General features: G+C 37.6%; 11 protein-coding genes. 9 read left to right on the forward strand and 2 right to left on the reverse strand.

The window, feature by feature from the left end; genetic code table 11:
- Positions 1-604 precede the first annotated feature (604 nt).
- The 7 genes from F886_RS10590 (at position 605) to F886_RS10620 (ending at position 10,870) form a co-directional block, all read left to right on the forward strand.
- On the forward strand, positions 605-2,383 hold the full coding sequence (locus F886_RS10590) for an ABC transporter substrate-binding protein (RefSeq protein ID WP_005304768.1): 1,779 nt from the start codon (positions 605-607) through the stop codon (positions 2,381-2,383).
- Between the two features lie 18 nt (positions 2,384-2,401).
- Positions 2,402-4,222 (forward strand): ABC transporter substrate-binding protein, encoded by a 1,821-nt coding sequence (locus tag F886_RS10595; RefSeq protein WP_005304771.1) that lies wholly within the window; start codon positions 2,402-2,404, stop codon positions 4,220-4,222.
- Positions 4,223-6,256, forward strand: coding sequence for a M3 family metallopeptidase (locus F886_RS10600; protein ID WP_081402154.1), 2,034 nt, complete (start codon positions 4,223-4,225; stop codon positions 6,254-6,256).
- A 12-nt stretch (positions 6,257-6,268) separates the two neighbouring features.
- A complete protein-coding gene (locus tag F886_RS10605) occupies positions 6,269-7,207 on the forward strand; it encodes an ABC transporter permease (RefSeq protein ID WP_005304778.1) in 939 nt (312 codons plus the stop codon).
- Positions 7,208-7,214: 7 nt separating this feature from the next.
- Positions 7,215-8,357, forward strand: coding sequence for an ABC transporter permease (locus F886_RS10610; RefSeq protein WP_005304781.1), 1,143 nt, complete (start codon positions 7,215-7,217; stop codon positions 8,355-8,357).
- Between the two features lie 12 nt (positions 8,358-8,369).
- Positions 8,370-10,103 (forward strand): ABC transporter ATP-binding protein, encoded by a 1,734-nt coding sequence (locus F886_RS10615; protein WP_005304784.1) that lies wholly within the window; start codon positions 8,370-8,372, stop codon positions 10,101-10,103.
- A gap of 107 nt (positions 10,104-10,210) precedes the next feature.
- Positions 10,211-10,870, forward strand: a complete 660-nt coding sequence (locus F886_RS10620; protein ID WP_034591087.1) for an SOS response-associated peptidase family protein — start codon at positions 10,211-10,213, stop codon at positions 10,868-10,870.
- 58 nt (positions 10,871-10,928) lie between these two features.
- Here F886_RS10620 and F886_RS10625 read toward each other — a convergent pair whose 3' ends face one another.
- Positions 10,929-11,297: a hypothetical protein gene (locus F886_RS10625; protein ID WP_004792677.1), complete on the reverse strand. Its 369-nt coding sequence runs from the start codon at positions 11,295-11,297 to the stop codon at positions 10,929-10,931.
- 296 nt (positions 11,298-11,593) lie between these two features.
- Between F886_RS10625 and F886_RS10630 the strand changes: the two genes are divergently transcribed.
- On the forward strand, positions 11,594-12,451 hold the full coding sequence (locus F886_RS10630) for a 3'(2'),5'-bisphosphate nucleotidase CysQ family protein (RefSeq protein ID WP_005304790.1): 858 nt from the start codon (positions 11,594-11,596) through the stop codon (positions 12,449-12,451).
- Positions 12,452-12,508: 57 nt separating this feature from the next.
- On the forward strand, positions 12,509-13,243 hold the full coding sequence (locus F886_RS10635; protein WP_005304792.1) for a histidine phosphatase family protein: 735 nt from the start codon (positions 12,509-12,511) through the stop codon (positions 13,241-13,243).
- A 57-nt stretch (positions 13,244-13,300) separates the two neighbouring features.
- Here F886_RS10635 and rpsT read toward each other — a convergent pair whose 3' ends face one another.
- Positions 13,301-13,567, reverse strand: coding sequence for a 30S ribosomal protein S20 (rpsT, locus tag F886_RS10640; protein WP_004792670.1), 267 nt, complete (start codon positions 13,565-13,567; stop codon positions 13,301-13,303).
- Positions 13,568-13,586 lie beyond the last annotated feature (19 nt).

The following is a 13,586-nucleotide window of genomic DNA, read 5'->3' on the forward strand; positions in this document are numbered from 1 at the left end:
TTTGGTAAGTTTTTATACAGTGGCCAAAAGTTCCAAAATTATTTGTACAAAAAGTAATCATTATTGGATTGTTCATGTATCGATTCGTATCTTTTGTATCTTTTTAGAACTTTTTTAAATGTAATTGTATAATGTAACATTTCTTTTGTTTTTTTATTTTTTAATATAAATTAGCATCTTATGTTGATATTTCTTGTTTGGTCTATAAAAAAATTATGAACTAGAATGAAACATTCATGACTTTTAATTGTGCATTATAGGCTAATAATGGATAAGTTATATAAATATAATATTTGGCAAAAACTTACTTTTATTTATATAGTCCCAGAAGTTTTAAGTGCCTAATTAAAATGTAAATTTTAAATATTTCTATATGAATTATTCTTGATCATAAAATATGGCATGAAATTCGCTTTATATTAGATAGTTACAGCTTTCTAATTTCATTATGATGTTTTCCATTCGATCAAATAAAAGATTGAATAGAAAGGTTAATAATTTACAAAGAAGAAAGTAGTCCATTGAGAAAGAACTTTTCTTATTCGGATTTAGATGTTACTCAAAAGGATAATATCTTTAAAAAATTAATTAAGTAGGTAGGAACTTGAAATTAAAAATTTTTAAGCTCGCAATTCTAAGTCTGGCTATTACATCAGTTTCTTGTGCTTTCGCCCAAACGCCTGCGCAACCAAACAAAATATTACACGTTGCCTATGAAGCCCCAGATGATGGTTTTGACATGGTTAAAACCACCAATTTTTATAGTGCCAGTATCGCGGAAACCATATTTGAGCCTTTACTCAAATATGATTATTTAGCTCGTCCAGTACAGTTAGTTCCATATACGGCTGAAAGCCTGCCTAAGGTTGAACAAGACGGTAAAGTTTATACATTTAAAATTAGGCCCGGTATTTATTTTACCAATGATCCTGCTTTTAAAGGTAAACGCCGTGAGCTAGTAGCTGAAGACTACGTCTATACAATTAAACGCATTTTAGATCCTGAAAATAGGGCACCTTCAGTTTCTTTTATTGAGGGTAAATTATTAGGTGCAGATGCAGTTGTAGCTCAAGCAAAGAAAACGGGAAAGTTTAATTATGCTACTCCAATTACTGGGGTTAAAGCACTTGATCGATATACTTTACAATTTACTTTGACTCGCCAAGATTTTAATTTTCCTTATATTCTTGCCTATATTACCTTTGGTGGCGTTGCAAAAGAGGTTGTTGACTATTACGGTGACCGTATCGGTATGCATCCAGTTGGTACCGGACCGTACATGCTAAGTAAATATGTACCGAGAAGTAAGGTCGAATTAGTTGCCAATCCTGATTATCGAGGTTTTGTCTGGAATTTTAAGTCAACAGGCACGCCGTGGGATAACCAGCTTATTAAAGAAATGAGCGGTAAGAAAATGCCCCAAATTGGTAAGGTTGTAGTCAGTATTATTGAGGAACAACAGTCACGATGGTTAGCTTTTCAGTCTGGTCAATTAGATTTTGACAGACTTACAGCAGATGCTGTTCCTCAAGCTTTAGATGGAAATCAACTTAAGACTTCTTTTCAGAAAAGGGGAATTAAGCATTTTCCAAATAAAGAACCTGAAATGACCTATACGATGATGAACATGCGTGATCCGGTCATTGGTGGTTTTAGCCCAGAAAAGATTGCACTTCGTAGAGCAATTACGTTGGCATATAATCAAAAAGAAAGTATAAGACAGGCTTACAAAGGCCAAGCTGTTAGAGCAGAAATGTTCATACCTGAAGGTGTAAATGGATATAACCCCAAGTACAGAAGTAGCGTAGGATATAATCCATTATTGGCAAATAAATTACTTGATTATTATGGTTATAAAAAAGGGGCTGATGGCTATCGAAACTTGCCAAACGGAAAACCTTTGGTTTTAAAAATTAATAATGAAAATAGTTCAGCATCGGTTATTCACTCCGAACTCTGGAAAAAAAATTTAGACGCGATTGGTATTCGCGCAGAATTCAAAGTGAGTAATTTTGCAGATAACTTAAAGGCTGCAACTCAATGTAAATATATGATTTGGAGCGGCGCATGGATTGCTGACTATCCTGAAGGAGACAATTTTGCACAATTACTGTATGGACCAAATGCTGGTCAGGGAAACCATGCTTGTTACCAGTCTAAAACATATGATGCCCTTTATAATCAAGCCACTCATTTACCACCCCAACAACGTCTACCATATTATGAAAAGCTTAACCGCCAGATTGAAGCTGATAATCCCTGGATTATTCATGTAACGCGAATTCGTAATTGGTTGATACGGCCACAAGTTCAGGGTTTTAAACCTCATCCAATAATGAACACAAACTGGCAATATCTTGATATTACCCCTGATAAAAAATAATTTTAGATAAAGATAAATATGACTGAAAATTTAATAAAACAGCTCAAGCATTGTGGTGTCAGTTTTTTACTTGCTAGCATGGCATTAACTGGTTCTACAGCTCTATGTGCTAAAAGCCCAGCCGATCCCAATAAAGTTCTACGTTACGTATTCCCGACAGCAGAAACAGGTTTCGACCCAGCTTATATTCATGATCTATATTCAGCACATGTAACCACTTCAATATTTGAAACTTTATATACCTATGACTACTTAGCAAGGCCAGCAAAACTTGTTCCGAAAATAGCCACAGCCATGCCAGAAGTCAGTCCCGATGGTCTGACTTATACCATTCACATAAAAAAGGGTATTTATTTTACACAGGACCCTGTTTTCAAAGGTAAACCACGAGAATTAACAGCCAATGATTATGCGTACTCTTTTAAGCGGTTATTGGACCCGAATTTACGTTCTCCAAATAGCTGGTTGCTAGAGAACAAAATTGAAGGTATGGATGTATTAATAAATGCAGCCAATAAAACTGGAAAATTTAACTATGACGAAAAAGTTATTGGTTTACAAACACCAGATAAATACACCTTGGTGATTCGTTTAGTTAAGCCAGATTATAACTTTCCTTTGTTACTGGCACATGACCCTACAGGTGCGGTGGCACGTGAAGTCATCGAAAAATATAAAGATAAAGCAGGTTATGTAATGGGCCATCCTGTAGGGACCGGACCTTATGTACTCAGTAAATGGGTACCAGCATCACGTATTGTTTTAAAAGCGAATCATGATTTCCGTGGTTTTACTTGGAACTTTAGTGCAAGTAGCCCTGAGGATGAGGCAATTGTAAAACGCCTTAAAGGTAAAAAAATGCCTCAAATAGGCACAATTGATATTCAGGTTATGGAAGAAAATCAATCGCGATGGCTGGCATTTCAGCGTGGTGAAATTGATATATTTCAGCTTGAAGGTCAACTGGTCGCAAAAGCAATTAAAGACGGTAAATTAAGACCTGAACTTGCTAAAGAAGGTGTGCAGCTATCTCGTATTGTTGATCCTGAAATTAGCTATATCTATTGGAACCTTAAAAATCCGGTGGTAGGCGGAATGAGTAAAGAAAAGATTGCTTTACGCCGTGCAATAGCAATGTCTCGTTCAATAGATCAAGAAATTAAATTAGTAAGAAATGATGATGCTCAGCGTTTAGATTTTCCAGTTCCACCAGGGGTAGTGGGTAACGATCCACAGTATAGAACCAGTACGCCATATTCCGTGAAAGCAGCAAATTTACTATTAGATCGATATCACTATAAAAAAGATGCCTCAGGTTGGCGTACACAGCCAAATGGTAAGCCTCTCGTCATTGAATATATGGCGCGTAATGACAGTATCGGGCAGCAAAGTGCTGAACTTTGGAAAAAGAACTTTGATAGTTTAAATATTCACATGGTCTTTAAACCTATGCTTTTTGCTGACCTTATTCGAGCGCAAAAACAATGTGAAGGTATGTTTGGTTCTTCTGCATGGATCGCCGATTATCCAGATGGGGATAATTTTATGCAGAATTTTTATGGACCCAATACGCATATGACGAACTGGTCTTGTGGTTCGACACCAGAGTTTGATCAGTTATATCGTCAGACACAACAAATGCAAGCAGGTCCTGAGAGAGACGCGCTTTATCGAAAAATGACACGTTTATTAGAAGTGTATATGCCTGTTCAGGTCTCTTATGCACGCTACCGAAATATGCTGGCTCAACCACAAATCATTGGATATAAAAAGCATCCAATTTTACATGCTGAGTGGATGTATTTTGATATCGATACACATACTAAATCTAATCATTAAATGAAAAAAATTGGAGATATGATGAAAAATAATGCATTGAAAATGACAACTTTATGTATGTTAACCATAGGTATAAGTCAGTTTGCAACGGCAGAGACAACACGTCCTACTTTGCCATTACTTAAAGCACAACAACTCCCAGCATGGTGTGATGCTAATTTAAAAAAGATTCAACAACAGATTACAATTTTTGAAAAAACGCCTGTGAAAGATAATGTAGCAGCGGCACCTATATTGGCAAAATGGGATAAAATTTTTGCGCATTTTGAAGATTTCTCAGGTCCGATAAGTCTATATAGTAACGTAGACCCAGATGCAAAATTACGTAAGGCAGCTGAAGACTGTGAAATCAAAATTAATCAGTTTCACACTGATATATTTCAGAACCCGAAGCTATATAACTTAATTAAAAATACACAAGCAACAGACCCAATTGACCAAAAATACCGCCAAGATATTCTAGATCAGTTTGAAGACACAGGTGTTCAACTTGAACCAGTAAAGCGTGCACGAATGAAGGCCATTCTGGATGAGTTGACCAAACTCGAACAAGAATATGCCCGTAATGTCCGTGATAATCCGGAGAAACTTGAGTTTACTCCTGAAGAAATGAAAGGCTTACCTCAAAGTTATATTTCAGCATTAAAGAAAAATGCTAAAGGCAATTATTTATTAGGGTTTGAATATCCTGAATATCGTCCATTTATGGAGTTGGCAGATAATGATGATGCTCGGAAAAGATATCAAATTGCCTTTACTCGACGTGGTACTGAGCAAAATTTAAAACTACTTAAACAGGCAATAGATTTGCGTTATGAGCTTGCTCAGTTATTTGGAAAAGCAAGTTATGCAGATTGGGTTTTAAAAGACCGTATGGCTAAAACGCCTGAGGCTGTAAATCAATTTTTAGCAGAAGTCCAAAAAACAGTAGCGCCACTTGAACGTAAAGAAGTAGAAGAACTCCGTGAATTTAAAGCACAAACCTTAAAAACGCCTTTAGAGAAAACTGAGATCACACGTTGGAGTGAAGCTTACTGGAGCGAAAAACTTCGTAAGAATAAATATCAGATTGATCAGGAAAAACTTCGTGATTATTTCCCAACTTTAGCTGCTCAAAAATGGTTGTTTGCCATTTCATCTGACCTTTACGGTATTGATTTTAAACCTGTCAAAGTTAAAGCATGGCAGGATGAAGTTGAATATTACGATGTAGTTGACAAAAAAACAGGAAAGCTTCTTGGCGGCTTATATATGGATAAATTTCCTCGAGAAGGGAAATATGGCCATGCCGCCGTTTGGGGAGTATACGGTGGCAGCACTTTAACCAATCGATTACCAGTTTCAGCATTAGTCACCAATTTTAATCGTAAAGGTTTAAACAGTGATGAGCTAGAAACTTTTGTTCATGAGTTTGGTCATGCTTTACATGGCATTTTATCCAATACACGTTATGCCAGTCAGTCTGGAACCTCTGTAGAGCGTGATTTCGTAGAGGCGCCATCTCAAATGTATGAAGAGTGGGCACGCCGTAAAGAGACTTTATCGAAAGTGGCCGATTATTGTGATCCAGCATGTCCACGTGTTGATGACGAACTAATTGCCCGTTTAAAAGCAGTACATAACTATGGTCGTGGCTTGCGTTATGCGCGTCAGACTCTTTATGCACAATATGACATGTCACTGCACACTGCTGATGCCTTAAAAGTAAAACCTTTAGAAAATTGGCAAAAAATGGAAGCTGCTACAGCCTTAGGTTATGTACCAACAACAGAATTTCCTGGGCAGTTTGGGCATTTGATGGGTGGTTATCAAGCAGGTTATTACGGCTATATGTGGTCTGAGGTTTTAGCTTTAGACATGCTTTCTGCCTATGGGGACAACCTTAATAACCCACAAGTGGGACAACGTTACCGCCAAACAATTCTGTCGCAAGGTAGTCAAAAGCCGGCTGCTGAATTAGTTAAAGATTTCCTTGGCCGTGAACCTGATAACAAAGCGTTCTTTAATGAAATTACCGGACAACGGGTTAAATAAGGAATTATCACTATGCTGGCATATGTTATTCGGCGTTTATGGCAGATGATTCCAACCATGTTGGGGGTAGTCTTACTTATTTTTATTCTTTTTAACTGGGTAGGTGGCGATCCTGCTTATATTTTAGCGGGCAAGATGTCTAATCCTGAGCAGATTGAAAACATTCGTAAGCAGCTAGGTGTCGATCAGCCTTATTACGTTCAGCTCTGGATTTTTATTAAGCAGATTCTCACTTTTGACTATGGGGCGAGTTGGAGTACTGGCGAACCTGTTTCTCAAATTATTTTAACCCGATTAGGACCATCGCTCACGCTTTTAATTCCACTGACTATTTTACAGACGGTTATTTCAATTATTTTGGCATTGGCTGTTGCAGCTGTACGTGGTTCTCTAACCGACCGTATGGTCATGATGTTATGTACCATCGGTATGTCGATCAGCATCTTAGTTTACATTATCGTTTTTCAATATGTTCTGGCTTATCAGCTAAGTTGGTTTCCTGTACAAGGCTGGAGCGATAGCTTTACTGATAATTTATTTAAGTTTGCCTTACTGCCGATTTTAATCATGCTGGTGGTGAGTATTGCACCGACTTTACGTTTATATCGTAGCTTTGTGCTTGATGAAATTAATCAGGACTATGTTCGAACAGCACGTGCTAAGGGTGTAGGTGAAAGCCGAATCTTAGGTGTACATGTACTGCGGAACGCTTCAATTCCTATTATTACCGATGTGATGTCAACTTTACCTGCATTGCTCATAGGTGCATTTTTAATTGAACGTTTTTTTGGTATTCCCGGGATTGGTCGAGAGGTGATTATTGCAGTTGAGCGGAGTGATTTTCCTGTAATTAAGGCAATTACAGTTTACATCGCAGCTGCAACCATGATTTTTAACCTGATTGCCGATTTGGTCTACAAAGTGGTTGATCCACGTGTACAGTTGAAGTAGGTGGGCTATGCTGAGCGTTTTATCAAAAAGAAAACAACAAACAAAAGCCGAAGCTCATTCATCTGGCCTGTGGAAACTTGCCATGCGTCGTCTTCGGGCCGACAAGATCGCAATGTCATCGCTAGTGATTGTATTGCTTTATTTTATTATCTTGGTTCTATCAATGACGGGTGTGATTGCATCCGACTGGAATAAAGAGGTTGCAGTAAGTTATGCACCACCTACATTTATAGGCGCAGATAAGACAACAGGTACAGGGCAAAATGCAGCAGCGATTGAAGAGGAGTTACCAGAAAATCCAGTCGACCCTTTAAAAGATGTAATTCATCAACTCAAGGCTGAAATTAAACAAGAAAAGAGTGCGGGAAGTGCAATTGATTATTATGGTGTAGTTGATCCTTTAGCTGAGGATATGAAAGCAATTGATCAGCAACTGGGAGGACATTTACTTGATCAGCAAAGTGAACTTAAAAGCACACTTATATTTGGAGCTGACAAATGGGGACAAGACGTCCTTAAAAAGACTATTAAAGGTGCTGAAACATCAATTATTGTTGGGGTGATATCCGCTTTACTTGCGGTAGGCATCGGTACACTTTTAGGCGCAATTTCTGGATATTTTGGTGGTTGGGTTGATGACATTCTCAACTGGTTTTATAACATTTTTACTTCAATCCCATATTTATTATTAGTGCTTGCTATTGCTGCCGTACTTCAACAAAAAGGCATTTTATCCATTGTTCTGATTTTAGGTTTAACGGGCTGGACGGGTGTTTATCGTTTAATTCGTGCCGAATATATGAAACATACTGCACGTGAGTATGTTCTTGCTGCTAAAGCAATTGGCGTTGGACACTTCCGTCGTATGTTCATTCATATTTTCCCTAATGTCAGCCATATCGCTTTGGTCCAAATGTCAATTTTGGTGGTGTCTTTCATTAAATCTGAGGTCATCTTGAGTTTCTTAGGTTTTGGTGTGCCAGTAGGCGTAGTGTCTTGGGGGAGCATGTTAAATGAAGCACAAAGTGAACTTCTTTTAGGTAAGTGGTGGCAGCTTGTCGCAGCCTCTGTCGCGATGGCTGTTTTGGTAACGGCATTTTCAATGTTTACTGATGCACTCCGTGATGCATTAGATCCAAAACTAAAATAAGAGGAAATCCTAATGTCAGAACATGAAAATAAGAGTGCGCCGTTGCTTCATGTTAAAAATTTACGAGTAAGTTTTAAAGGTGAAGATAAACAATATATTGAAACCGTGAAAGGAATTAGCTTTGATATTCCTGAAAATACAACGGTTGCTTTAGTAGGTGAGTCGGGTAGCGGAAAATCGGTTACTTCTTTGGCAACTATGGGATTACTGCCTGTAGGTCAGAGTAAAATTGATGAGCAAAGTAAAATTATATTTGAAGGTAAAGATTTGCTCAGCTTATCTCGTACAGAGATGCGTAAAATTTGTGGTAAAGATATTGCCATGATTTTTCAGGAGCCGATGTCATCATTAAATCCTGTTTTTACGGTTGGTAACCAAATTGCAGAAGTGTTGTGTTTGCATATGGGATTGAGCCGTAAACAGGCCCGACAACGCGTTTTAGAGTTGCTTAAAGAAGTCGGTATTCCTTCACCTGAAACTAAAATTGATGCCTATCCAAATCAACTTTCGGGTGGTCAACAACAACGTGTCATGATTGCTATGGCGATTGCGTGTGAGCCTAAACTGCTCATTGCCGATGAGCCGACTACGGCACTTGATGTCACGATCCAAAAACAGATTATTGATTTACTTGAGTCATTGCGTAAACGCCGTCAAATGTCGATGCTTTTTATTACTCACGATTTAGCGTTGGTTGGTGAAATTGCAGATAAAGTCATTGTGATGCGTCATGGTGAGATTAGAGAGCAAGGCGCTGCTGAAGAAGTTCTTGAACAGCCTAAAGATGTATATACGAGAGCTTTGCTCTATTGCCGCCCGCAAATGTCACAACGACCTTATCGTTTACCAGTGACGAGCGATTTTATGCGTCAAGAAGACAACATATTGGTCGAACAAAGTTTTGATGCTTCAGAAATTCCCGAGCGCAAACGTGGCTTAAATGGTGATGAGCAAATCATTTTAGAAGTAAAAGACCTGAAAAAAAGCTTTTATAGCCGTAAAGGTCTATTTGGCAAAGAAGAGTTTCAGGCAGTTAAAGGAGTTTCTTTTAAACTCGCTAAAGGAAAAACCTTGGGTTTAGTTGGTGAGTCAGGTTCAGGTAAAACGACTGTTGGACTATTACTCATGCGCTTACATCAGGCATCTGGTGGACAGGCTTTCATCGAAGGTAAAGATATTCTTTCATTAACTGAAAAAGAGTTTGCTAAATATCAACGAAAGATTCAGATCATTTTTCAAAACCCCTATGCCTCACTTAATCCACGTTTTACCATTGGGCAGATATTATTAGAGCCTATGCAAATTCATGGTATTGGTAAAGATGATGCTGAGCGTAAACAAATCGCACTTGGTTTACTTGATAGAGTGAATTTACCTGAACAAGCTTACTATCGATATCCGCATGAGTTTTCAGGTGGGCAACGCCAACGTATTGCAATTGCACGTTGTTTAACGCTAAAGCCTGAAATTTTGATTTGTGATGAATCAGTTTCGGCGCTCGATGTTTCAGTCCAAGCGCAGGTACTTAACTTATTACAAGATTTACAAGATGAGTTTGGGCTGAGTTATATCTTTATTTCACATGATTTATCTGTTGTGAAATATATCTCTGATCAGGTGATGGTCATGAATCATGGGGAAGTTGTGGAAATTGCCAATTCAGATGAGCTCTATGCACATCCTCAACATGATTACACTAAACGTCTATTGCAGGCGATTCCTCAAGGGATTCAACACATTTCATAAGCGTAAAGTTATGTCGTTAAGGGCACTTTCGAGTGCCTTTTTATTTGGTTTATAGGCTAAATGCTTATAAAATAACAGAAGTAAATATAGAGTATTTTATTCTTGCTATGTGTGCCAACTTTAAACCTTTAACTCTTGCTCAATTACAGCAACTTCAGTTGCCTGTGGTTGGCTTTAGCTATGCCGAAGAAGTTTATCCTGCAGGAACAATGCCACTATTATTCAAATCACCACAAGGTTTTGAATGGCGTGAAGTTATGTTCGGCTTGGTTCCAAAGTGGGCTGAAGATACCAACATAGCGAAACATACTTACAATGCCCGTCATGAAACGATTTTCCAAAAACCGAGTTTTCAAGAGGCTGCTCTTAAATGTAAGTTCGGTGTAATTCCAGTGACCGAGTTTTATGAAAGTAAATATATAAATGATAAGCCGGAACGATGGGGTGTACGCCGTAAAGATGGGCAAGCTTTTTTCATTGCAGCGATTTATGAAATTTGCAAAATTAATGAGACGGTTATTCGTTCTGCAAGCATGTTAACTATGGATGCCATCGACCATCCCATGATGAAAGACTTTCACGAACCAGGCGATGTCAAAAGATCAGTGATTGTGATTCCACATGACCGACTAGAAGAGTGGTTAAGTTTAGAATCACCTGATATTTCCAGCTTTATCGAAGGCTTTCCGGTTGAAGAATTTGAATGCTCTCATGTGCCAAAAGAAAAAGTGATAAAACCGACACCACAGCTAAGCATGTTTGACTAATCTATCTAAAATAAGATGAGGTTATTGATATCAACTCTGAATCAATAACCTATATTATTTATTCAATATTTTTACTTAATGTTTGTACTTCAGAATCCTGAGCTAGATAACTCAATTCAATGGGTGAAATAACAAAAGTTGTATTATCTGAGGTCTGTTTAAATACAAAACCATATTCAAAAGACTGGCTACTTTTGTTTGGTAACCAGAATAGATAAGGACATCCTGTATAACTACCATCCCAACCCATTTCTCTTGCTAAAGCTAAAGCTGTATCTGATTTTGCAATGATTTCTTTAAGAGATTCTTTATCTCTTGTTGAAACATCACCATCATCATCTGCAAATGTTTGTAGGAACTCATTTAAGGGAGTAAGTTCTTCCCAGTTACGTTCTATTGTCGAGAAATGATATCCATATAGCATCATGTGCGCTTTCTTCCATCTTGTTATTGTGTGATTGAACATAACAAGAAATAAATGAAAAGGAAATGGATGAATCTGATTTAAGTTGTTTATTTTTCATAACTTATAGATTGTTTTTTGTACACAATAATAGTTTTTTTAACCTCATCATTATTCATATTAACTATATAGTGTGCATACAAAGTCTCGTTCATCTAATCATTAAGATAAATTACTTTTTTAGTAAATCAAACTGTTGGCGAATATTGAATTGTTCATAATTCACCTATAATAGAAATGAAACTATGTAGAGCATATTTATGTTTATAACAACTACACGCCCACAAGATACTTTGATTAATCAGCTTCTTCCAATCTTGGAACAAGCGAACCAGATTCTATTACAAGAATATCAAAATTATTCTGCGGGTTATGAGTTTACTATTCATGAAAAACAAGATGATTCACCTGTAACTCAAGCAGATTTAAAAGTGAATCTTTTCTTATTAAAGCACTTGGCAGAAATTACCCCAGACTTGCCTGTTTTGTCAGAAGAAAGCGATTATAGTGCTCGCCATGACTGGTCTACGTGTTGGATGTTAGATCCTCTTGATGGAACTAAAGAGTTTATTCATGAGCGTGATGAATTTACGATAAACCTAAGCTTGATTAAGGGTAAAGAGACAATCTTTTCAGTTATTGCGGTGCCATGTGAACAAGTCGTGTATTTAGGATATCTGCAAGATTTACCTTTTAAATATAGTTTTAGTCAAAAGCAGTGGTATCAATATCAGATAACTTCGCCTTCATCAGATGCACCTATACAAATAGGACTTAGTCATGGCAGTAAAAATCCGAAATATCAAAGATTTATTCAGCCTATCGAAAAAGAACATAACATTATTAGAAGAGAAGCAGGAAGTGCCTATAAATTTTGCATGATGCTGGAAGGTGAAATAGATATTTACCCGCGATTCCATCCAACTTCTGAATGGGATACAAGTTCTGGTCAAGGGTTGTTGGAAAGTATAGGTGGTGGTTTACTTACACTTGATGGAAAACCTTTTGAATATAACCAGAGACACACGGTTTTAAATAAGGGCTTTATCGCATTTCGTGATCAGGAAAGCAAAAAAATAGCATTTGAAGCATTAGCCCAATCAGGTGTTATAGATTGAGAGTTATGCCAGACATGTTATAGTGGCAAAGTATTGAAAAAAGATGACAAGATAACAATGGCACTCGATTTATTGCCTAAAAGTATGTTTGAAGCAATTGATTTATTGCCCGATGCTTCAACTCCCGTGACTTTATTTACGCGCCATTCTTTAAGAGAACTTGTGGATGGGCAGGGTTTAGCAGGATATGACCTCCAACTTACTCCTCAAGGGCGTGAGCTTGCGCAGGCATGGGGTAATTATTTAATTAAAAATACAGATCGTGTTATCCAGCATTGTATTTCAAGTCCAATACAACGTTGTGTCGATACGGCTGCGCTCATGATTGAAGGGGCTGATGATGTAAGTCCCGAATCTAATACGCATACTATTGAAATTATTGAGCAAGGACTATTGGTTGAACCCGGTAGCTTTGTACTAGATATACAGCAAGCAGCCCCTTATTTTAAAAAACAAGGTGCTTTGGGTTTTATTAATAGTTTTGTTAATAATGCATTACCTGGCATGAAACACCCCATTACTGGTGTTCTAGACGTGCTAGAGCTTATTTACCGTACTCATCCCAAAACTCAAGGTGGACTTAGTTTAGCTGTCAGTCATGACACTATTATTGCTGCGATTGTTGCGGTAATTTCTGGTGAAAATAAAATTAAGAAAGAAGATTGGCCTGAAATGATGGAAGGTTTATTTGTATGGTTTGAAGGCGAAGAGTTTCCAAATTGCAAATTAAAATGGATTTGGAGAGGTAAGGCCTATGAGCTGAATGTAGCCAAATTTAACACAAGGCTATAAGCTCAAAAACGATAGGTAATAAAAAAAGCCCAATAGGGCTTTTTTTACATGCTTCAATTAGTTAGCTAACGCTTTAACTTGAGCATTTAAACGGCTCTTATGACGAGCAGCTTTATTTTTGTGGATGATGCCTTTATCAGCCATACGGTCGATTACAGGAACAGCTTTTTTGTAAGCTTCTGTAGCAACAGCATGATCACCACCAGCAATTGCACTTAAAGTACGTTTGATGTATGTACGAACCATAGAACGCAAGCTTGCGTTGTGTTTACGTGCAGTAACGTTTTGACGCGCACGTTTTTTAGCTTGAGCAGAGTTTGCCACTCTTGCACTCCTTGAAAAT

Origin of the sequence: Acinetobacter sp. NIPH 542, from assembly GCF_000369825.1 — a bacterium.
In the GTDB taxonomy this organism is placed as follows: Bacteria; Pseudomonadota; Gammaproteobacteria; order Pseudomonadales; family Moraxellaceae; genus Acinetobacter; species Acinetobacter oleivorans.